A 21,945-nucleotide genomic window follows, 5' to 3' on the forward strand; every position below is an offset into this window, starting at 1 on the left:
TATCGCGTGGTCTTCTTGAAAGACACTCCCAGTCTGTCTGGGCCACGCATTAGCGAAAGCATAGAATGACGACGGCGCTCGGGGAAAAAATCAAAGCCATCATCCGCACCAACGGACCATTGAGCATCACCGATTATTTTTCGCTGTGTCTCGCCGATCCGGTGCATGGTTACTACAAGACGCGCGAACCTTTCGGGCAATCCGGCGACTTTGTCACCGCGCCCGAAGTCAGTCAGCTATTCGGTGAGATGATCGGCGTCTTCATGGTGCATGCTTGGCAGCGACATGGAACTCCTGCCGAGGTGCGTCTTGTCGAAATCGGTCCGGGCCGTGGCACGATGATGTCCGACATGCTGCGCGTCATCGGCAAGCTGGCCCCGCCGCTCTATGATGCCATGACGGTCCATCTCGTCGAAACCAGCGAGCGCCTGCAGGGCTTCCAGCGCCAGACCCTTGATGCCTACGGCGCAAAAATCTCCTGGCATACGGATTTCGGCGAGGTGCCTGAAGGTTTCACCCTGCTCGCTGCCAACGAACTCTTCGACGCCATTCCCATCCGCCAGTTTGTTCGCACCGCCAACGGCTTCCGCGAGCGCACGGTCGGCCTCGACGCCAACGACGAGCTGAGCTTCACGGCGGGCGTCGCCACGCTCGATCCTGCACTTCTTCCAGAGGGCGGACTGCCGCCGATCGGTACGATTTTCGAAATCGCACCCGCCCGTCAGGCCGTTATGACGACGATCTGCGATAGGCTTGCCGCTCATGGCGGCACGGCGCTTGCCATCGACTACGGCCACATGGCGACAGGCTTCGGCGATACGCTGCAGGCCGTGCGCATGCACGAATACGATCCGCCGCTGGAACATCCGGGCGAAGCGGATCTCACCAGCCATGTCGATTTCCAGCATCTGGCGCAAACCGCCCTCGCCTCCGGCATGCACATCAACGGCTGCTGTCATCAGGGCGATTTCCTCGTCGGTCTCGGCCTGCTGGAGCGGGCGGCAGCCCTTGGCAGAGACCAGGATGCGGCGACCCAGGAGAATATCCGTGTCGCCGTGGAAAGGCTGGCAGGCGCCGGCGAAGGCAAGATGGGAGAGCTCTTCAAGGTGCTGGCGGTCTCCAGCCCGGCGATCGATCTCCTGCCCTTTCGTCCCGTCGGCTGAAACGTGACCATCGATCCCTACGCATTGACAGTGCGCGCCGGACTGGGCCAACATCCCAGTCAAATCGAACTGCTTCGCCGCGGCTGCGTTATTCATCGCACGACAGGCTGAACCAAGACATCAAGGGACACTGCAGTTGCCGACACCACTTGCAAGCACGCTGCTGAGCGCCGCCGAGGCTGCCGGCATTCGCCATGGCTATTTCACCCGCGCCGGCGGCGTTTCCGAAGGCCTTTATCGCGGGCTGAACGTGGGCTTGGGTTCGCATGACGATCGCGAGCACGTGCAGGAAAACCGCCGCCGCGTGGCCGGCTGGTTCGGTCTGCCCGTCGAACGGCTCGCTACCGTGCATCAGATCCATTCACCCGATGTCGTGACAATCGGCACATCTTACGATGGCAGCCGGCCGCAGGCCGATGCGATGGTCACGGCGACACCGGGCATCGCAATCGGCGTCCTCGCCGCCGATTGTGGCCCCATCCTTTTTGCCGATCCGGAAAATCGGGTGATTGGCGCCGCTCATGCGGGGTGGAAGGGCGCGCTGACCGGCGTGCTGGAAAATACCATCGATGCGATGGAAGCGCTTGGCGCGCGACGTGAAGCGATCCTTGCCTGCCTCGGCCCGTCGATCAGCCAGGCGAGCTATGAGGTAGGTCCCGAATTCGTCGAGCGCTTCATCACTCATGATCCCGATTATGCCAAATATTTCGCCCCTTCGGAACGCGACGGTCATGCCATGTTCGATCTGCCGTCCCTCACGGTCGATCGGCTGCGCAAGGCGGGCGTCACCGCCGAAAGCCTGAACCTGTGCACCTATCCGGATCCTGAGCGCTTCTTCTCCTATCGGCGCACGACGCATGCGAAGGAGCCGGATTACGGACGGCAGATTTCCGCCATCGCCATCGGAAAGGCAGCTTGATATGGCCGTGCATTTCGAACGCAGCGAATTCGATGCTCGTCTGGCACGGTTGCTGGCGAGAATGCAGGAAGAAAAGCTCGATGCCATGCTGCTCTTCGCACAGGAGAGCATGTATTGGCTGACGGGCTACGACACGTTCGGCTTTTGCTTTTTCCAGACGCTGGTTGTCAAGGCGGATGGGTCGCTGACGCTCCTGACGCGCTCGGCCGATCTGCGTCAGGCGCAGCTGACCTCCGTCATCAGCGACATCCGCATATGGGTCGACCGCGTCAACGCCGATCCGACGCTCGATCTCAAGGAGCTCTTGTCCGATCTCGATCTGCTCGGTGCCCGTATCGGCGTCGAATACGACACTCACGGCATGACGGGTCGCATCGCTCGCCTGCTCGATCATCAGCTTGCAAGCTTTGGACAGATCATCGATGCCTCTTATCTTATCAGTCGTCTGCGTCTGACGAAGAGCCCGGCGGAAATCGCCCATGTCGAACGGGCCGCCGCACTGGCCGACGATGCCCTCGACGCAGCCCTGTCTGTGGTCAAGGCCGGCGCGGACGAGTCGGATATTCTCGCGGCCATGCAGGGCGCCGTCTTTTCGGGTGGAGGCGATTATCCCGCCAACGCATTCATCATCGGCTCGGGTGCGGAAGCCCTGCTCTGCCGCTATAAATCCGGCCGCCGCAAGCTCGACGCCAATGACCAGTTGACGCTCGAATGGGCCGGTGTGGATGCGCATTATCACGCTGCCATGATGCGCACGGTCGTCATCGGCACTCCCAGCCATCGCCACCGCGAGCTCTACAGCGCCTGCCTGGAAACCCTGCAGGCGATCGAAACGATCCTGATGCCGGGGCATACTTTCGGCGACATCTTCGACATGCATGCGAAGATCATGGACGAGCGCGGCCTTGCTCGCCACCGGCTGAACGCCTGCGGCTACTCTCTCGGCGCCCGCTTCTCGCCGTCATGGATGGAGTACGAAATGTTCCATATGGGCAATCCCTTGGAGATCCAGGAGAACATGTCGCTCTTCGTCCATATGATCATCATGGATTCCGACAGCGGCACCGCCATGACCCTCGGACAAACTTATTTGACGACCTCACAGGCGCCAAAAGCCCTTTCTCGCCACCCTCTCGAATTTCTTAACCGTTAGGGGCGTAAGATAGCGATCCTGGACGGTAAGACCGTCGGGAGAAAGGATCGCGTCTATGGGACTGGTCAGGATAACGTTGACTGTCGCCGGCTTTTGCCTCGCGCTCTCCGCCTGCAATACCACGGACGCCCTGACGCCGCCCGAAGCCATCGGTGATGTCAGCTCCAGCCCGGTCACGCAGCGCGACGTCGAGCGCATGGCTTCAGCGCCCCAGCGCCGCCAGGTCTATCAGGACACGCAGGACAGTTACGGTTATCGGCAGCAGACCTCCCAGCAAGCCTATCAGCCGCAAAGTTACGGCGGGAGCGGCACGCTCGACGAGCAGGCCTCGGCGCTGAGGTCGAGCGGCAGCAATCCATATGCCTCCCGCCCGCTCGACGGCTCCCGGACCGCCTCCATCGCTCCGTCTAACAATCAGTTTTCGGAGGCCGACGAACAGCGCGAGGCCGACCGGCGCCTGTCGGACGACCCACCGCCACAGCAGCAGCAGAGTGCAGACGATCCTCAACCGGAACAACAGCAGCCGGATCAACAGGCGTCGCTGCCGCCCACGGCCGCGGCCGGCGGCAACAGCGTCCGCTTCCTGCCGATCATCGGCGCTCCCGTGGAAGCCGTCACTCCGCTGTCGCGCCAGCTTGGTGCCGACGCCCGTTCGCTTGGCCTGACGATCAAGAGCTCAACCGATTCCAGTGCCGCCTATATTCTCAAGGGCTATCTTTCCGCCTTCGAAGACGGCCCGCAGATTTCCGTGACCTACGTTTGGGATGTGCTTGATAGCAACGGCAACCGCGTCCACCGCATCCAGGGCTCAGAAAGCGCGCCTTTGAAGCGTGGCGACCCTTGGTCGGCCGTTCCTCCAACGGTCATGCAGAAAATTGCCACCAAAACCATGTCGGAATTCAATTCCTGGCGCGAATCCAACGGTGGATAGCTAAAAGCTTTTCAGAAATATGAAGCTAACGTGTCTCTCCCTCTTGCATTCGAGAGCAAGGCGGTTAAAAGCGCGGCTATCAGGTTGGTAATAGGCGGGCCACAATGAAGGTTTTCGCAGGCAATTCGAACCGGCATCTTGCCGAAGCGATCTGCAATTATCTCAACGTTCCCTTGGGAAGAGCTAGCGTCCGTCGGTTCGCCGACCAAGAGATTTTCGTAGAGATCCAGGAAAATGTACGTGGCGAGGATGTGTTCCTCGTGCAGCCGACGTCGTTTCCGACCAACGATCATCTTATGGAACTGCTGATCATGATCGATGCGATGCGCCGCTCGTCGGCGCGGCGCATAACCGCGGTTATCCCCTATTTCGGCTATGCCCGCCAGGATCGTCGCGCCTCGGGGCGCACCCCGATCTCGGCCAAGCTGGTGGCCAATCTGATCACCGAGGCCGGCGCTGACCGCGTACTGACCCTCGACCTGCACGCCGGCCAGATCCAGGGTTTCTTCGATATTCCCACGGACAATCTCTATGCGGTTCCGATCCTGACGCGCGATATCAAGGCGAATTACGATATTGGCAACGTGATGGTTGTCTCGCCCGATGTCGGCGGTGTCGTGCGCGCCCGCGCCCTGGCAAAACGTCTTGACTGTCTGTTGGCGATCGTGGACAAGCGCCGCGACCGCCCGGGTGAGTCCGAAGTGATGAACATCATCGGCGAAGTGGCCGGGAAGGATTGCATCCTGATCGACGATATCGTCGATTCCGGCGGCACGCTTTGCAATGCTGCCGAAGCACTGCTCGCACAAGGTGCGGCAAGCGTTACCGCCTATATCACTCATGGCGTTCTCTCCGGCGGCGCGGTGACCCGCGTGGCAAACTCGAAATTGAAGGAACTGGTAATTACCGATTCCATCCAGCCGACGACCGCCGTACTTTCGGCGCCGAATATCCGCGTTATCACGACGGCGACCCTCATCGGCGAAGCCATCAATCGCACCAGCCAGGAAGAATCGGTTTCAAGCCTGTTCGACTGAGCCTGAGGCCCGCCTCAGGTGGCCTTTGCTCCCGCAGGATGCGCCTGTTTCCATGCGAGCAGGCCAATGCCCAACAGCCCCGAGATGAAGACGGCCGCGCCCGATCCCATAATCGAAGGCCCGATGCCGAACCACGCGAACAGGGTTGGCGACATCAGGTAGGCCAGAAGCAGGCCGGTGAATATGGCGCACATCAATAGACGATAGACCTGCGCCAGACGATGCGGCTCGCAGCGCGTCTGCATCAGGTGCAGCGTGGCAAGGTTCTCGAAGGGACCGTTGATCGCCGCAAAGCAGGCAACGATCATCAACCCGATCCGATCATGCATCAGCGGCAGCAGGAAAACGCCAGATCCGAAAATGAGCTTCGCCACGATGATCCAGACCACCGGCCGGCGCGGCTTGACGCTGCCGAGGATCAGGTTGGTGGTCAGGTTGCCGACGCCGTAAGCCGTCATCATCAGGCTATAGTCGGTCAACGGGTTGGCGCTGGTTTCGCGCAAATGCAGGATCATGCCGAGCAGGATGCCCATCGCCCAGGCAACGTTTCCCATCAGGTTGGTGAAGAGGCCATAGAGGATTGCCGCATGGCCCCGCGCTGCGCGCCAGCCACCGAGAACGCCGTCCACCACAGCCGCCATTCCGGAGAAATCCCGGCGCCGCGACAGCGTTGGAAGTTTCGCCACCGCCAGCCACACGGCAAGCGCCGACAATATGAAGGTAGCAGCCGTGACCGTGAAGAACTGAGATTTCGGCAGGAGCCCATTCACAAGCGCGATCAGGCTCGGGCCGAGAATACGCGCCATGCGGCGGGTGGCATCGAACAAGCCGTTGGTCGCATGCCGGACTTCGGCATCGACGGCAATCACCGGCAGAGTCGCCTGCAGCGACGGATCGAACGTCGACGTCAACAACGCGATGCTTCCGGCAAGCACGATCAACAGCGGCAGGCTCATCAGATGCAGAAGACCTGCCAGGGACAGCATCAGCAATAGAGCCGCACGCAGCAGATCGGCAGTAATCATCGTCGTGCTGTGCCGCCAGCGATCCGTGACGATGCCGCCGAACAGGCTGCCGAACAGCAGCGCACCGGACTGCAATGCGGAGACATATCCCGCATCGCGGCCGATGAAGTCGGCCGCAATCCAGACGACTGCGACCATGTAGAATTCGGAGCCTGTAGCCGCCAGCACCTGGCCGGCCCATAAGAGAGAGATCGAGCGCTGGCTCAGCGGCTTCAGGACGAACATGATCGCATTCTGATTTCGGAGTGGCTCACTTCATGACCTGCCCGTTGACCGTCACGTGACCGTCGTCGGAAAGATCGATATCCCAGCGCGAGCGTCCATCGGCATCCGTCTTGGCAAAGCCCTTGGCCATCATCAGGCCGAAGGAGAGCTGAGACAGATCCTCCTTGGTCTTTGCGGCCTCCTGGATGGCGGCGATCGTCTTATCGAGATCGCGGGCAAGAACCGTCATCTTCATGGCGACGCGGTCCTTTTCGGTCAGCCAGCCGCGCATACTGCCCGAAGCCTCGACATCATAAAGACCCGAGACGGCGCTGATCTTCGGGAAGTTGATGGTCATCGTCCCGTCGGGGAACATGGCCTTCTGCAGCTTCTCGTCCAGGGCTTTATCGCTCTCCGGGTTCTTCAAATCGGCTTGCTGGAACACATCCGCCAGAGCGGAGAAATTCAGGTTCGGCACCTGTACCTGTATATCGGCCGTATCGGGAATGAAGGCGACATAGTCTTCAGGGATCAGGCCCGTTTCCAGGGCAAGCTTCTCGGCATTCAGGCCGAAATCGGCGTTCATGGCATTGGCTGGCCCGGCTACCTTGAAGAAATAGCCCATCTTCTGCAGGCCGCCGTTGCCGAATGGCGTCGTGACCGCAATGTCCTTGATCGCGACGGACTCCTCGAAGGAGCCGACAATCGGCATCGCATCCATCAGCAGGGCCTTGACCGCCTTGCTGTCGGCATCGGAAAGCGTCTTCTCATCCTTGTGTTCGGAGACGAATTGCAACAGGGAATTCACCGCCTTCAGCGGCAGCCTGGTCGCGCCAGCGTTGAAGTCGATCGCCGCGATCTTGATTTCTCCGAGCGTTGCATCGTCGGCCGAAATCTTGTCGTAGAGCGATTGCAGGCTGCCGTTCATCTTGAGATCGAGCCTGCCCGGCTCACCGCTGTCTGCCGATGACAGGGTGTAGACGATACTGTCGGCCGTCGCGTCATTCTTCTGGACGCTCTTATCTGCGTCGGTGGTCTTTGTCGCGATGGTGATGCCGTTGCCCTTCATATCCATAGAACGCAGATAGTGAAGCGCAGGGTCGAACACGCCCTGGAAGGTCGATGACGCCAGGGCATAGCGAAATTCGGTGTCGGGACCGCTGCCGGGCTTGGACTTCGCCGTGATATCGAAGGCATTGTTGCCTTCGATGTTCCAGAGGCCGCTATCGAGCGGCGTCGCCAGCATCATCAAAGGCTTGAGGCCGCTGATGGCGAAATCGCTCACGTTCAACTTGTCGAGCAGCTTCTGCACATCATAGGTGACTTCATAGTGCGTGCTGACCGGCTTGACCGAAATCGCACCGCTCTTGGCGATATCATCAGGCAGGAAGTAGGTCAGATTGCCGTAGAGATCCTTGGCACCTTGCTCACTGACGTCAGCCGCCTGCACAAGGCCGGCCACGCCGGCAGCGAGAACAGCCGCCGTGGCAACCGCTTTGAAACGCATAATTCACCCCCAAATATGATGGAAAAGAAACGTGGAAATCTGGAAAGAGCCGAGCGGCCTTTCGCATGGAACTTTATGGGCTTGCCCTCAAACCTCAAGGCTTCTTCATCACTTGTCCGTTGACCGTCACCGTCCGGTCTTCATCCATCGTGATGTCCCAGCGGAGACGGCCGTCCGGGTCGGTCTTGGCAAAACCCTTGGCGGCCAGCAGGCTGAAAGAAACGCTATTCAAACGAGGCTGAGCCTTGGCGGCCTCCTGAAGTGCTGCAACCGTCTTGTCGAAGTCGCGCGCCAGGATCGTCGCCTGCAGCGAAATGCCGGAATGCGGCTTGGTCGAGCCCTTCAGCGCGCCGGAAACCTCGACGTCATAGACGTCAGACTTTGCGCTGATCTTCGGGAACTCCAGCGTTCCGTAGCCGCTCGGGAACATCGTGCGTTTCAGAGCCTCGCCGGAAACCGGCGTCGCCCGTGTTGCAATCGAATCGAGCCCGGCATCGATGAGACCGGCAAAGTTGATATTGGGCACGCCGAGCTGAACGTCCAGCGCCGCAGGCAGGAAGGGCGTAAAGGCAGCCGGCACGAGATCGGCATCGGGGGTGAACTGCTCGGCCCTAAGCTCGAGATTGACGTTCGAAGCCTTGGTTAGACCGTCCATCTTGAAACTATAGTCGATGCGCTTGACGCCGACCTTGCCCCTCTCCGTTGCCACCAGCGCATTGTTCACGGTCACGGTCTTGCCGAGCGAACCGAAAACCGGCAGGGCCTGATGGACCAGCTGCTCGAACTTCTCGCTGCCGCTTTGCGACAGCTGCTTAGCCTTTACGTGCTGAACGAAGAAACGGATGAGCGCGCGCAGATCCTTCACCGGCAGGCTTGTCGCTGTGACATTGGTATCGACGCTATCGGCGCTAAAAATGATGGGCGAAGCGTCCGGACGCACAGTGAACTGCTCACGCAAGCGCTGCAGCGTTCCTTGCAATTGCAGGTCGACCTTGCCGGCTTCGCTGCTGTCGGTAACCGTATGGGCAAAGGAGGCGCTGTCGATTGTCGCATCGATCTTGCGCCCGCTTTTCGGGCCGCTGCCGGCACTCGAAAATTTCACGCCACTGCTCTTGATACCCATCGACCGCATCATTTCGATGGTAGGGTCAAAAATGCCGTCGAAAGAGCTGGAAACGATCGAATAGGCAATGTCCGAGGTCGGCGAATGCAGGGCGACATCGAGGCTGTTGTCGCCCGTCAGATGCCACCGTCCCTGTTCGACCGGCTGCGCAAAAAGCGACAGCGGCTTGAAACCCGTGACCGAAAACGCATTCGAATTGATCTTGTCGAAGAATTTCGCGAGATCGTAGGTAATCTCATATTGATCGCCGGCCGGCTTGACGGTCACGAAATCGCTGCGGGCAAGGTCCTGCGAAAGCGAATGGGTCAGGATGTTGCGGAGTTCCTTGGCGCCTTGCTCATTGACGTCGGCAGCCTGTGATGCGCCAGCAAGACCCATGGAAAAAACCGCGGCGGCGATTGCTCTGGAACGCATGCCCGACCTCTCCTTCTGACGCCAATCGATTGCATTCGACTGTTGATGGGGCCGAGGGTATATGTCAAGGCGTTGATAGACATGCCACCTCAGGCTTGTTCGCGGCAGTTGCAATGTCACCACAAGGCTTCGCATTCCGGGGGTGCTTGCACCTTTGGCCGCTTTGTATTATACGCCACGCGTCCGCGTAGACACCCTTGGAGGCAACGCGGATGAGGCAGGGTACGCCCTCCTCCAGTTCAATCGATACGGCGCATGACCGAGCGAATGAACTCTCCAAATAACCTCGAAAGGAATAGCTATGAGCCACGAAAGCTACGAGCTCAAGGCCGAGGCGCGCGAACGGGTTGGTAAGGGGTCCGCCCGTGAACTTCGCCGCAATGGTCTCATTCCCGCTGTCATCTATGGTGACAAGCAGGCCCCCATTTCTATCGCTCTCAACACCAATGAGGTGACGAAGCGCATCCACGCCGGCGGCTTCCTCACGACGATCGCAACGATCGACGTCGACGGCAAGAAGATCAAGGTTCTGCCGAAGGACTACCAGCTCGATCCGGTCCGTGACTTCACGGTTCACGTCGACTTCCTGCGCGTTTCCGGCAACACGGCGGTCACCGTCGAAATCCCGGTTCATTTCGAAAACCACGAGAAGTCCCCGGGCCTCAAGGCTGGCGGCGTGCTGAACATCGTTCGCCACGAAGTCGAAGTTCATTGCCCGGCCGATGCGATCCCGGAGTTCTTCACCGTTGACCTCTCCGGTCTGAAGAGCGGCGACAGCATCCACATCTCGGCTGTCAAGCTGCCGAAGAACGTGACCCCGGTCATCGCCGACCGCGACTTCACGATCGCAACGATTGTTGCCCCGGCAGCCGGCCTTGCTGAAGACGAAGCAGAAGGCGGCGAAGAAGCCAGCGCCTGATTGGCATCTTCGACCTGAAGCATTTGAGACCCGCCTCCCTTTTGGGACGGCGGGTTTTTTCATGTCCGGGAATAAATATTAGAGAAAGTAAAAATAAGAACGTCTTGGATCTATACTATCGTTGATTTCCATTAACCCCACAGTTTCAGCAACATTTAACGGATTCATGAAAATCTACGCGAAAGAGTTGTAGAAAGCGGCGCGCCCAAAATCCGCTGGTCTATGACCGGGGAGCTAACGGAACTATGAGCCATTCGGTCGAAAACAGGTTTTTCGCGATCGTTTGCGGTGCGCTGCTGGTTTTCGTAGCGCCGCTCTTCGTCCTTTTCCTTTTTCTGTCGTCCGAACGCGCCGAAAAGGAAATCAAGGATCACATAACGGTTCTCCTCGTCGCTAATGCCCAGGCCCTCGCAAAGCCGCTATGGGACCTCGACGAAGACAGCGTCACCCAGATCAGCGCGACCACCGTTGCCGAAGGCGCGATCGTCCGTGTCAACGTCCGCGATCTTTCCGGCCAGCTCGACGTCACGCAATCGACCATCCCGAAATCTTACAAGGGCAATCTGGAGTCCGTTGACCGGCCAATCATCTACAACGGCGTCGACGGTGCGAAGCGGCTTGGCACCATCACGGTCTATTATCCTCAACTCGGCCTGTTCGACGGCCTGAAGAGCGAAGAGATCGTCTTCATCTCCATCTTCATCTTCGCTGTGTTGACGGTCTTCGGCGCGGCGCTGATCGGCAATCGTATCTTCGTCATCCAGCCCCTGATGCGGCTGACGCATGCCATCGAGGCGACACGGCGGCTCGGCTCGCGTCATCATGTCGACTGGCAGTCGAACGACGAAATGGGTCGGCTTGCCAGCAGCTTCAACGATATGCAGAGCAAACTCCAGCGCGAGGAAAACGAACTGAAGCTGGCCCATCGCCGGGCGACGGACACCTATAATCTGACGCCCGCCATGCTTTTCTCGCTCGACAAGAATGATTGCATCGCTGCCGTCAGCGACTACTGGCTCGCGGCGACAGGCTATGATCGCGCCGAGGTGATCGGCCGCGAGTTTGCAAGCCTGATTCTGCCGGATTCGCGCATGCAATATATAGAGCGCAAACGCGGCAACCCCGACAGTGCCGCCCGCCTCGCCGTGACGGTGAAATTCCTTTGCCAGGATGGGCGGATCATGGATGTCCTGATCCTCGAAACAACTGCGATCCAGGACGGTCTGTCGCTCTCCGTCATGACCGACGTCACCGAACTCAAGCAGTCGGAAGACCGTAACCTGCGGCAGGCGATTACCGACCATCTGACCGGCCTTCTCAACCGCCAGGGCTTCGAGAGCGCGCTGGACGCAAAGATCAATGAAGCCGACCTGCGCAGGCGTGAGCTCGCCTGCCTCTTCATCGATCTCGATCGCTTCAAGTGGATCAACGACAATATGGGCCATGCTGCCGGTGATGCGGCACTGCGCGAACTGGTATCGCGCCTGCAGAAATGCCTGGCGCCGGGCGATATCGCCGCGCGCCTCGGCGGCGACGAATTTGCCATGCTGCTGCTGGCCGAGAATGCGGAAGCAAGAGCGATCGACATGGCGGCCCTTATTGCCGAGGCCTTCGAGGCACCCTTCATCGGCGACGCGCGCCTCAGCGCCAGCATCGGCATTGCGATCTACCCGCGTCAGGCCGCAAACGCGGCCGAACTGCTGCTGAAATCCGATATCGCCATGTATGCCAAGAAACGCGATGGCAAGAACGGCGCACAAATTTTCGACAACGGCATGCTGGACGATTCCCGCCGCCGGGCCGAACTGGAGAACTATATCGAAACCGGCCTCAGCGAAGACTGGTTCGAAGCTTATCTGCAGCCCGTCGTGAATATAGACGACCGCTCGATCGCCGGTTTCGAGGCGCTGATGCGCCTGCATCACCCGCAGAAAGGCATCCTGCCGCCTGGCCGCATCATCGAGGTCGCGGAGGAGACGGGTTCCATCATTCGCATCGGCAACCGCATCATGGAGAAGGCTATCGCCGATTTTGCTCGCCTCTCTCGGATCGAGGGCATGCAGGACACCTATCTCGCCATCAACTTCTCGCCGCTGCAATTCGAGCAGGAATTGCCACTGCGCATTGCGGCCCTGCTGGCGCGCTACGAAATCGCACCCCAGCGCATCGTCGTGGAAATCACCGAGGCCGTCCTCATGGATGACAATCCGGAGACGCGCATGGTCATCAACGAGATCTGCCGCTACGGCTGCCGCATCGCGCTCGACGATTTCGGCACGGGCTATTCCTCGCTGAGCTATATCAATCGCTTCCCCGTCGACATCATCAAGATCGATCAATCCTTCATCCGGGCGATCAACGATACTGCGTCCGATGTCAGCGCCAAGAGCCGCATGCTGGTCGAAAGCATCACCACGCTGTCGCACAAGATGAACTGCACGGTCATTGCCGAGGGCGTGGAGACCGAGGAGGAATGCGCAACCCTGCGCGCCATGGGTATCGACTATGGCCAGGGCTATCTATTCTACCGGCCGCTGCATCCGGACAATCTGGTAAGGACGCTGGTCGGCTCGCACCAACATCACCCTTCCCCCGTAGCACAAGCGTCATAGCGATGAGGAACCGCATGCGAAAACCGCTGCTTATGATTGCTACCAGCCTGTTTTCGCTCACACTCTTCTCCTCAGTCCACGCCGAGACGATCCATTTCACCACTGAGGAATATCCGCCCTTCAACTATCGTGAGGGTAAGACCGTAGTCGGAGCGACCACCGACCAGGTGCGGAAGGTGATGACCGATGTCGGCGTCGACTATACGATCGACATCATGCCTTGGGCGCGAGCCTACAATCAGGCGCTGATGGAACCCATGACCTGTGTATTCGTCGCAGCTCACAACGAAGAACGCGACAAGCTCTTCAAATGGGTGCAGCCGGTGCTGATCGACCGTAATGTTTTGATCAAGCATAGCGGCTCCGGTGTTACCGCCGGCAACATCGCCGAAGCCAGGAAATATCTCGTCGGCACCTGGCGAGAAGATTATACGGAAGCGCTCCTGCGCCGGAACGACTTCCCGCGCATCGACGTCGGCAGCGACTTCAAGGCCGCGCTCAAGAAGCTGATGAGCGACCGTATTGACCTGATGCCGATCTCGGAATTCTATTTCGACAAGTTGCAGAAAGAGGGCAACGCCGTGGAAAAGGTGACCCTTCTCTCGCAACAGCCCATGGGGATCGCCTGCCACAAGGATTTCCCGACCGATCTCCTGAACAGGATGCAAGTGGCTCTGAATGCGCTGATTGCCGACGGAACGCAAAAGCGGATTTTCCTGAAGTACGGCCTGCACCTCGGCGACTGACCGCATCCCGCCTTGACTTTGCCGTCAAATCGCTGTGGTGAAGGACATCGGCATTTTCGAAGGGATGAAGCGTATGCTTCTCATCGCGGGCCTCGGCAATCCGGGCGCCAAATATCAGGGCAACCGCCACAATATCGGCTTCATGGCCGTGGATGCGATCCACCGCCGCCATAGCTTTTCGCCCTGGTCGAAGAAATTCAAGGCGGAGATTGCCGAAGGCGAACTCGGCGGCCAGAAGGTGCTGCTCATCAAGCCGCAGACCTTCATGAACCTCTCGGGCGAAGCCGTCGGCGAAGCCATGCGCTTCTATAAGCTGCAGCCGTCCGATCTCGTTGTCATCTATGACGAACTCGATCTGCCAGGCGGCAAGGCGCGACTGAAGACCGGCGGCGGCCATGGCGGCCATAACGGCATCAAATCCATCGACGCCCATTGCGGCAAGGAATACCGCCGTCTGCGGCTCGGCATCGGTCATCCCGGCGCCAAGGAACTGGTGCACAATCACGTTCTCGGCGATTTCGCCAAAGTGGACAGGGACTGGCTGGAGCCGCTGTTCGACGCGCTCGCCGACAATGCCGACATGCTGGTGCGCGGTGAAGATTCGCAGTTAATGAACAAGATCGCGCTTGCCCTTGGCGGCAAGGCGGAAGACGACGCGCCCAAGCCGGAAAAGAAGGCGCCTGCCAAGTCCCACATTCATCAGGCGCGCAATCATATCAAGCCGAACATCCCGGAAACCGGTCCCATGGCGGAAATGCTGAAGCGGATGTTCGGCAAGAAGGACAATTGAGATGTCGGAAATAGCGGTGGAAAGCGCGGCGGATATCGTCATCCGGTCGGTCGCGATGGCGGACCTCCCCACGCTGCTTGCACTTTACCGGCACCTGCACACGGAAGATCCGATACTGGACCTAAGCCTCGCGGAGAGCCGCTTTGCGGAAATCCTCGCGCATTCCGGCATGACGATCTTGGCCGCCTTTGACGGCGACAAGGCCGTCTCCTCGGTGACGCTGACCGTCATTCCCAATCTCACGCGCGGCGGTGCGCCCTATGCTTTGATCGAGAATGTGGTGACCCATGCCGAATACCGTCGGCGCGGTCTTGCCGGCACGCTCATCCATAAGGCGTTCGCAAGCGCCTGGGAGAGGAACTGCTACAAGGTCATGCTGCTGACCGGCTCGAAAAATCCGGCTACGCTGCGTTTCTACGCCAATTGCGGCTTCAAGCAGGACAAGACCGGCTTCCATATCCGCCGGCCCGCGCAGTGAGAGCGGCCGTTCCTATTCTTCCGGCTCGGTCGTAAACATCAGCGGGAAGCCGGCGCCCTTGGCAAGATCGACCGCCTCCTGCGCCTTCGTCTCGGCAATATCGCGCGCACAGACCATGACGACGCAAGTGCCGAGCTTATGTGCCGTCATCATCACCCGATAGCCGGTCTCCTCGCTCATGCGGAAGACAGCCTTCAACACCATGATGACGAATTCCCGCGGCGTATAATCGTCGTTCACGAGAATAATCTTGTAGAGCTTCGGCCGTTCGACCTTCGGCTTCGTTTTAGTCTTCGGTTTCAGGACAACATCATTGTCACTCATCGGCATCACCGTTGACGACAGGGAAAGAGGCTTTGGGCTAATAGAGAAATTATAGTGCAGCGCACTACACGGTTCAAGGACGACAGCGCCTCTCAGGTAATACAAAGGAGTATTCGCGCGACTTCTGCCTCTCTTTCGGCAGAAAAAAGCCTCCTTGCCCGCACAAGACTTGACCCGCAACGGCCCTTCCCCCATAGGCACAGCAAAGATTTTCAAGATATGGACAAGGTGCCATGGGTTTCAAATGCGGTATCGTCGGGCTGCCGAATGTCGGCAAGTCCACTCTGTTCAATGCGCTGACCAAGACGGCGGCGGCACAGGCGGCCAACTATCCGTTCTGCACGATCGAGCCGAACACGGGTGAAGTCGCGGTGCCGGATCCGCGCATGCGCAAGCTTGCCGACGTCGCCAAGTCGAAGGAGCTGATCCCGACGCGCATCTCCTTCGTCGATATCGCCGGCCTCGTGCGCGGCGCATCGAAGGGTGAAGGTCTCGGTAACCAGTTCCTCGCCAACATCCGCGAAGTCGATGCCATCGTGCATGTGCTGCGCTGCTTCGAAGATAGCGACATCACCCATGTCGAAGGCCGCATCAATCCCGTCGCCGATGCTGAGACCATCGAGACCGAGCTGATGCTTGCCGATCTCGAGAGCCTCGAACGCCGCACCGAGCAGACGCGCAAGCGCGCCACCGGCAAGGACAAGGAATCCATGGCGATGTTGCCGATCATGGAAGCCTCGCTGAAGCTGCTGCAGGAAGGCAAGCCTGTTCGCACGCTGCTCTCGAAGCTCGATGCCGAAGAGATCCGCATCCTCAAGAGCCTGAACCTGCTGACCTCGCATCCGGTGCTTTACGTCTGCAACGTCGCCGAAGGCGATGCCGCGACCGGCAACGAGCATACGGCGGCCGTGGCTGCCATGGCCAAGGAGCAGAATTCGGAGGTCGTCATCATCTCCGCAGCTATCGAGGCGGAAGTGGCGCAGTTGCCCGATGAGGAGGCGAAGGAATTCCTCTCCGCGCTCGGCCTTGACGAAGCCGGCCTCGATCGCCTGATCCGCGCAGGCTACAAGCTCCTGCACCTCATCACCTATTTCACGGTAGGCCCGAAGGAAACGCGCGCCTGGACCATCGAACAGGGCACGAAGGCTCCGCAGGCCGCCGGCGTTATTCACTCGGATTTCGAGCGCGGCTTCATTCGCGCCAACACGATCGCCTATGACGATTACATCGCCTACAACGGCGAAACCGGTGCCAAGGAAGCCGGCAAGGCACGCGACGAAGGCAAAGAATACGTCGTCCAGGACGGCGACGTCATCCACTTCCGCTTCAACACCTGATCGCCTTCTATCTGAATCCGTCTCTAAATTAAAAAGTTAGAGCGGGATGTCGCCCGAAAACCGCGCACACTTTTCGGCATCCCGCTCTAAAACAAAAGGATAGAGCGTTTTCGCGATTCGAAGAAAAGCGGAAAAGCTCTATCTCAGTGCTGGCAATCTCGCCTGTATGCCTGCAGGCAGCCGCCGCACGATGAAGCGGCGCAGATCGGCCCAGCCGATACCGATGACGAGCACCACCAGACCGACAATCATCAGCACCAGGAAGCCGACCTTGTCGAGCCCGGCATTATTGTGCCGGAGAATGGCCGCGGTCGCGAGGCCGAGCGACACGAGGCCGGCGGTCACGAAAGCGCGGCGATCGATGACAAGCCCGATCAGCATCATCACCAGCACCGCCACAAGGACGGTCACCGCCTGCAGATAGCCCCCGAAGAGGGCATCGGTGAGATTGGTGAAGACCATGCCGCTACTGGCGAGCTCGAGGCGCAAGGCCAAGAGGATCGTCGAATAAAGCAGAGCCGGCGCCGTTGCGAGATGCAGCCAGAAGGCAACGTCGGACCGGCGCGTAACTCTCTGCGGATCGCTGAGATCATAGCGCATTGCCAATGCGAAACTGCCAAGCGCGGTCACCAGCAAGATCATCATCGTCTGGATGGGGTAATCCGCTGGCACATTCGAAGAGCCGGTTACCGTGCCGGCGACATAGAAAACTGCGGCGAGAAACAGGCCAAACAGCGAAAACAGGAACAAGGCCAGCGACAGCGGGACGCGGTAGCGCCAGTAAAACAAGGCCAGCGACAGCGGAAATGGCGCCACCAGCACGATTGCGCCGACCGTGAAATTATCGCTCAGCGCCGGTGTGGAACTCACATAGCTGACCACCATGTAAAAAATCCAGACAACGAGCGCGACGGTCAAGACCACGGCCGGAAGCGCCAACCGCTGTCGGCGCACCAGGATCTCGGCCAGGACGACGATTGCCAGCAAGGGCGCATAACGGTTCGCCAGCCCCCATAGCCCGATGAGCAAAACGACGAGACCGATAGTGATGAGCACATCGTGAAAGCCCCGCACGAAACGCGGCGCTTCCGTATCCTCCAGAGGGTTGGGATCATCTGGAAAACGCGGTGCAGAGAGACCCTGTCCGGTCGGCAACGCACCGATGTTCTTGTCCGCCAGATAGGGCAGCAATCTCTCGGCCTGACTGGAGGAAATGATCCCCGCGCCGGCTGCCTCTTCCAATGCGACTTTGAGTTCGCTCATTCCAGCTCTCACATCATCTTGCCACGACCAAGCCTCAACATATCGCCGGCATACAATCAAGGGCTGTCGGCGGCCAATAGACAGTCATCGTCGTCCCTTCTTTGTATTGACCGTGAAAATGCTTGCGCCAGCACCGCGGGCCATGCGATTGCCGATAAACGAGACGTGGAGGACGACAGAAGATATGACGAAATTCGTCTACGAAGACTTCCTGCCGGGACAAGAATTTCCGCTCGGCCAAAAGCATGTAACGGCGGCGGAGATCATCGAGTTCGCTAGCGAATTCGACCCACAACCGATGCATCTGGACGAGGAAGCCGGCCGTGCCAGCATTCTCGGCGGCCTTGCCGCTTCCGGCTGGCATACATCGTCCATGTTCATGCGCATGATGTGCGACTCCTATCTCCTTGCCACCGATGCCGAAGGCGCGCCCGGCATCGATTTCATGGAGTGGAAAAAGCCCGTTCTGGCCGGAGATACACTCTCTGGCCGGTCCATCGTCGTGGAGATACGCGCCATGCGTTCTCGCCCCGGCATCGGCATCGTCAAGTTTCGCCACGAGGTCGAAAATCAACGCGGCGAACTGGTCTGCCTCGGAGAGAATGCGGTCATGATCCGCATGCGCAGTGTTGCGGAGGTTTCGGCATGAAGATGAGCGACCTCTACGCTGTCGGCGAACGCATCGACATCGGCAGCCATACCTTCACGCCTGAGGGCATCGTCCATTTTGCCTCGCGCTTCGACCCGCAAATCTTCCATATGGATGCGGAAGCGGCCAAGCATTCCTTGTTCGGCGGCCTCTGTGCCTCGGGATGGCATAGCTGCTCCATGTGGATGCGCAGCTTCGTCGATTATTGGAAATCCGAAACGGCAAGACTGACTGCCGAGGGCAAGACGCCGCCCGTTCTCGGCCCCTCGCCCGGCTTCACGAAGCTGCAATGGCTGCGGCCGGTCTTTGCCGGCGATACCATCAGTTATGGCGTTGCGATCCTTGGTAGCCGCGCTTTGGCCTCGCGCCCGGGCTGGACGCTCTACACACTCGCTTGTGACGGAATAAACCAGGACGGCTTGCCGGCCCTACGGTTCGAAAGCACGGTGCTTGCCTCTGAATAGCGAGCTGCGGGGCCGTTCATAACGGCCCTCGCCAATCTTCCGAACGCGGTCAGTGACCGGAAAATTCCACCAATGTGTGAACCGGCACGTCGAGCTCCTCGAGCTTCCTGCGGCCGCCAAGGTCAGGCAGGTCGATGACGAAGCAGGCGGCAACCACTTCGGCGCCGATCTGGCGTAGAAGCTTCGTCGCGCCGACGGCGGTTCCGCCCGTCGCGATCAGGTCGTCGACGAGGATGACCCTCTCACCCGGATTGACCGCATCACGGTGCATCTCCATTTCGTCGACACCATATTCCAGGCTGTAGGCGATGCGGACGATGTCGTGCGGCAGCTTGCCCTTCTTGCGGATCGGCACGAAGCCGGACGACAGCTGATGGGCCACCGCCCCTCCGAGAATGAAGCCGCGTGCTTCCATTCCGGCGACTTTGTCGATCTTCGTGCCGGCGTAAGGCTGCACCAGCGCATCGACAGCACGGCGGAATGCCCTGGCGTCGCCAAGCATCGTCGTGATATCGCGAAAGATGATGCCGGGCTTGGGGTAATCCGGAATGGAGCGGATGCTGGCGGCAAGCTCCGAAGCAATAGTGTTCATCAAATATAGTCTCTCAGGCTGTGATAGGGCCGGTTGCACCCTATCAATACCAAGGCGCTATACCAACAAAAAAGGCGACCTCGCCGGGCCGCCTTTTCTCGATCATTGTCGCGATGCTCAGTGAGCGCCGGCCTTTGCATAGACGGAACGCTTGGTGAGATAGATTAAGATTGAGAAGATCAGCAGGAATACCATGACCATGAAGCCAAGGTGCTTGCGATCTTCCAGATGCGGTTCGGAGGTCCACATCAGAAACGCCGCCACGTCGCGCGCATACTGGTCCACAGTCTGCGGCGAGCCATCGTCATAGGTCACTTGGCCGTCGGAAAGCGGCTTCGGCATCGCAAAGGTCGCAGCCGCATCGAAATACGGATTATAGTGCGAGTTCTGCGGCACCTTGAACCCGGCCGGCGGCTCTTCGTAGCCGGTCAGCAGCGAGTAGATATAGTCCGGCCCACCTTCCTGATACTGCGTAAAGATGTCGAAGATGAACTGCGGGAAGCCGCGCTCGATTTCGCGTGCCTTGGCAAGCAGCGACATATCGGGCGGCACGGCCCCGTTGTTGGAGGCCGCAGCAGCCTCGTCATTCGGGAACGGCGAGTTGAAATGGTCAGACGGAAGCGCCTTGCGGCTGAACATTTCACCCTGAGGGTTCGGGCCGTCCTGCACTTCGTAATTGGCAGCGAAGGCCTTCACCTGTGCTTCCGTATAGCCGAGGTCTTCCAGCGTGCGGTAAGCCACCAGCTTCATCGAATGGCAGGCGGAACAGACTTCCGTGTAGACCTTCAGGCCACGCTGCAGCTGCGCCTTGTCATAATAGCCGAACGGGCCGGAGAAGGTCCAATGCTGCTCGCGCGGCTCCTTCAGCGGATAGTGCGGCGTCTCTGCTTCCGCGGCAGGCTTCGTTTCCGCAGCGATCACAGCGGCGGTCGAGAGGCCGCCGATGAGCGTCAGGGATAGAAGGCCGACAACAAGTTTTTTCATCGTTTTCTTCCTCTATCGCCGGTTATGCTTGAACCGAAGCGGCAACTTTACCGCCCTGTTTCTCAAGAACCGCTTCCGTAATCGAATTTGGAATGCGCCTCGGTGTCTCGACAATGCCGAGCACAGGCATGATGACGAGGAAGAAGAGGAAGTAGAACAGCGTCGCAAACTGCGCAGCCGTGGTGTAGATGCCTTCCGCGGGCTGCGAGCCCAGCCAGCCGAGCAGGATGGCATCGGCGATGAACAGCCAGAAGAACAGCTTGTACCAGGGACGATAGACGGCCGAGCGGATCTTCGACGTATCGAGCCAGGGCAGGAAGAACAGCACAATGATCGCGCCGAACATCGTCAGAACGCCACCGAGCTTGGAGTCGATCGGGCCGATGTTGAAGGTGATCGAGCGCAGCATCGCGTAGAACGGCAGGAAGTACCATTCCGGAACGATATGAGCCGGCGTCTTCAGCGGATTGGCCGGGATGTAGTTATCGGCATGACCGAGGAAGTTCGGCAGGTAGAAGACGAAATAGGCGAAGACCAGCAGGAAGATGGAGACGCCAAGCGCATCCTTCAGCGTCGCATAGGGCGTGAAGGCGACAGTGTCGGTCTTCAGCTTCACTTCGACGCCGGTCGGGTTCGTCTGGCCGGTCACATGCAGCGCCCAGATATGCAGGATGACGACACCTGCAATCATGAACGGCAGCAGATAGTGCAGCGAGAAGAAGCGGTTGAGCGTCGGATCATCGACGGCGAAGCCGCCGAGAAGGAAGGTCTGGATCCAGTCGCCGACCCATGGGAAGGCCGAGAAGAAACCGGTGATAACGGTCGCACCCCAGAAAGACATCTGACCCCAGGGCAGTACGTAGCCCATGAAGGCGGTCGCCATCATCAGGAGGTAGATGATCACGCCGAGAATCCAGAGGATTTCGCGCGGCGCCTTATAAGAGCCGTAGTAAAGGCCGCGGGCAATGTGCAGGTAGACGGCCACGAAGAAGAAAGATGCGCCGTTGGCGTGCATGTAGCGCAACAGCCAGCCGTGATTGACGTCGCGGACGATCTTTTCGACCGAGTTGAACGCAATCGCCGTGTTGGCCGCGTAATGCATCGCCAGCACGACGCCGGTCAGGATCTGCAGGACCAGCATGACCGCCAGCATGGCGCCGAACGTATAGGCATAGTTCAAGTTGCGGGGAACCGGATAGGCGATGAAACTGTCATAGACCATACGCGGCAACGGAAGCCGCGCGTCTACCCATTTTTCGAGCCCTGTCGATGGCTCGTAAGACGAATGACCACTCATGATTCAGCTCCCCC

General features: G+C 59.3%; 21 protein-coding genes. 13 read left to right on the forward strand and 8 right to left on the reverse strand.

Annotation, left to right across the window (positions count from 1 at the left end; genetic code table 11):
* Window positions 1-65: 65 nt before the first annotated feature.
* The 5 genes from JJQ51_RS16585 to JJQ51_RS16605 all read left to right on the forward strand — a co-directional run bounded on the left by JJQ51_RS16585 (window position 66) and on the right by JJQ51_RS16605 (window position 5,203).
* On the forward strand, window positions 66-1,163 hold the full coding sequence (locus JJQ51_RS16585) for a class I SAM-dependent methyltransferase (protein WP_113332252.1): 1,098 nt from the start codon (window positions 66-68) through the stop codon (window positions 1,161-1,163).
* A 136-nt stretch (window positions 1,164-1,299) separates the two neighbouring features.
* Window positions 1,300-2,082 (forward strand): peptidoglycan editing factor PgeF, encoded by a 783-nt coding sequence (gene pgeF, locus JJQ51_RS16590; RefSeq protein WP_113351859.1) that lies wholly within the window; start codon window positions 1,300-1,302, stop codon window positions 2,080-2,082.
* A gap of 1 nt (window position 2,083) precedes the next feature.
* Window positions 2,084-3,235 carry a M24 family metallopeptidase gene (locus JJQ51_RS16595; RefSeq protein ID WP_152096216.1) on the forward strand — a complete coding sequence of 384 codons (1,152 nt, stop codon included), beginning with the start codon at window positions 2,084-2,086 and terminating at the stop codon, window positions 3,233-3,235.
* A gap of 55 nt (window positions 3,236-3,290) precedes the next feature.
* Complete coding sequence (locus JJQ51_RS16600) at window positions 3,291-4,166, forward strand: hypothetical protein (RefSeq protein WP_269244963.1); 876 nt, start codon at window positions 3,291-3,293, stop codon at window positions 4,164-4,166.
* Between the two features lie 104 nt (window positions 4,167-4,270).
* Window positions 4,271-5,203: a ribose-phosphate pyrophosphokinase gene (locus tag JJQ51_RS16605; protein ID WP_069612657.1), complete on the forward strand. Its 933-nt coding sequence runs from the start codon at window positions 4,271-4,273 to the stop codon at window positions 5,201-5,203.
* A 14-nt stretch (window positions 5,204-5,217) separates the two neighbouring features.
* On the opposite strand, the gene JJQ51_RS16610 is transcribed toward JJQ51_RS16605, so the two are convergent.
* The 3 genes from JJQ51_RS16610 to JJQ51_RS16620 form a co-directional block, all read right to left on the reverse strand.
* Window positions 5,218-6,453, reverse strand: coding sequence for an MFS transporter (locus JJQ51_RS16610; RefSeq protein WP_113332248.1), 1,236 nt, complete (start codon window positions 6,451-6,453; stop codon window positions 5,218-5,220).
* Window positions 6,454-6,478: 25 nt separating this feature from the next.
* The gene (locus tag JJQ51_RS16615; protein ID WP_152096214.1) at window positions 6,479-7,939 is read right to left on the reverse strand and encodes a hypothetical protein; all 1,461 of its coding nucleotides are present in this window, start codon (window positions 7,937-7,939) and stop codon (window positions 6,479-6,481) included.
* Window positions 7,940-8,033: 94 nt separating this feature from the next.
* Complete coding sequence (locus tag JJQ51_RS16620) at window positions 8,034-9,476, reverse strand: hypothetical protein (protein ID WP_269244964.1); 1,443 nt, start codon at window positions 9,474-9,476, stop codon at window positions 8,034-8,036.
* A gap of 301 nt (window positions 9,477-9,777) precedes the next feature.
* On the opposite strand from JJQ51_RS16620, the gene JJQ51_RS16625 reads away from it, so the two are divergent.
* The 5 genes from JJQ51_RS16625 (at window position 9,778) to JJQ51_RS16645 (ending at window position 15,021) form a co-directional block, all read left to right on the forward strand.
* Window positions 9,778-10,395: a 50S ribosomal protein L25/general stress protein Ctc gene (locus JJQ51_RS16625; RefSeq protein WP_113332245.1), complete on the forward strand. Its 618-nt coding sequence runs from the start codon at window positions 9,778-9,780 to the stop codon at window positions 10,393-10,395.
* A gap of 245 nt (window positions 10,396-10,640) precedes the next feature.
* Window positions 10,641-13,007: an EAL domain-containing protein gene (locus JJQ51_RS16630; RefSeq protein ID WP_113332244.1), complete on the forward strand. Its 2,367-nt coding sequence runs from the start codon at window positions 10,641-10,643 to the stop codon at window positions 13,005-13,007.
* Between the two features lie 14 nt (window positions 13,008-13,021).
* Entirely contained in the window at window positions 13,022-13,753 is a 732-nt protein-coding gene (locus JJQ51_RS16635; protein WP_269244965.1) for a substrate-binding periplasmic protein, read from the forward strand.
* Between the two features lie 73 nt (window positions 13,754-13,826).
* Complete coding sequence (gene pth, locus JJQ51_RS16640) at window positions 13,827-14,543, forward strand: aminoacyl-tRNA hydrolase (RefSeq protein WP_269244966.1); 717 nt, start codon at window positions 13,827-13,829, stop codon at window positions 14,541-14,543.
* 1 nt (window position 14,544) lies between these two features.
* A complete protein-coding gene (locus JJQ51_RS16645) occupies window positions 14,545-15,021 on the forward strand; it encodes a GNAT family N-acetyltransferase (protein ID WP_113332242.1) in 477 nt (158 codons plus the stop codon).
* 12 nt (window positions 15,022-15,033) lie between these two features.
* On the opposite strand, the gene clpS is transcribed toward JJQ51_RS16645, so the two are convergent.
* A complete protein-coding gene (gene clpS, locus JJQ51_RS16650) occupies window positions 15,034-15,345 on the reverse strand; it encodes an ATP-dependent Clp protease adapter ClpS (protein WP_113332322.1) in 312 nt (103 codons plus the stop codon).
* Window positions 15,346-15,578: 233 nt separating this feature from the next.
* Between clpS and ychF the strand changes: the two genes are divergently transcribed.
* Window positions 15,579-16,682, forward strand: coding sequence for a redox-regulated ATPase YchF (ychF, locus tag JJQ51_RS16655; RefSeq protein WP_113332241.1), 1,104 nt, complete (start codon window positions 15,579-15,581; stop codon window positions 16,680-16,682).
* A 138-nt stretch (window positions 16,683-16,820) separates the two neighbouring features.
* Here ychF and JJQ51_RS16660 read toward each other — a convergent pair whose 3' ends face one another.
* Window positions 16,821-17,945 carry a hypothetical protein gene (locus tag JJQ51_RS16660; RefSeq protein ID WP_269244967.1) on the reverse strand — a complete coding sequence of 375 codons (1,125 nt, stop codon included), beginning with the start codon at window positions 17,943-17,945 and terminating at the stop codon, window positions 16,821-16,823.
* A gap of 184 nt (window positions 17,946-18,129) precedes the next feature.
* Between JJQ51_RS16660 and JJQ51_RS16665 the strand changes: the two genes are divergently transcribed.
* Entirely contained in the window at window positions 18,130-18,594 is a 465-nt protein-coding gene (locus tag JJQ51_RS16665; RefSeq protein ID WP_145316533.1) for a MaoC family dehydratase, read from the forward strand.
* On the forward strand, window positions 18,591-19,058 hold the full coding sequence (locus tag JJQ51_RS16670; RefSeq protein ID WP_113388937.1) for a MaoC family dehydratase: 468 nt from the start codon (window positions 18,591-18,593) through the stop codon (window positions 19,056-19,058). Before JJQ51_RS16665 ends, JJQ51_RS16670 begins: the two co-directional genes overlap by 4 nt.
* A 49-nt stretch (window positions 19,059-19,107) precedes the next feature.
* On the opposite strand, the gene JJQ51_RS16675 is transcribed toward JJQ51_RS16670, so the two are convergent.
* From JJQ51_RS16675 to JJQ51_RS16685, 3 genes are all read right to left on the reverse strand, one after another.
* Window positions 19,108-19,650, reverse strand: a complete 543-nt coding sequence (locus JJQ51_RS16675; RefSeq protein WP_095435409.1) for an adenine phosphoribosyltransferase — start codon at window positions 19,648-19,650, stop codon at window positions 19,108-19,110.
* Between the two features lie 117 nt (window positions 19,651-19,767).
* The gene (locus tag JJQ51_RS16680) at window positions 19,768-20,634 is read right to left on the reverse strand and encodes a cytochrome c1 (RefSeq protein WP_069612669.1); all 867 of its coding nucleotides are present in this window, start codon (window positions 20,632-20,634) and stop codon (window positions 19,768-19,770) included.
* A gap of 22 nt (window positions 20,635-20,656) precedes the next feature.
* Complete coding sequence (locus tag JJQ51_RS16685; protein WP_112413580.1) at window positions 20,657-21,931, reverse strand: cytochrome b; 1,275 nt, start codon at window positions 21,929-21,931, stop codon at window positions 20,657-20,659.
* Between the last annotated feature and the right edge of the window lie 14 nt (window positions 21,932-21,945).

The organism is Rhizobium sp. AG207R (assembly GCF_027109195.1).
In the GTDB taxonomy this organism is placed as follows: domain Bacteria; phylum Pseudomonadota; class Alphaproteobacteria; order Rhizobiales; family Rhizobiaceae; genus Rhizobium; species Rhizobium dioscoreae.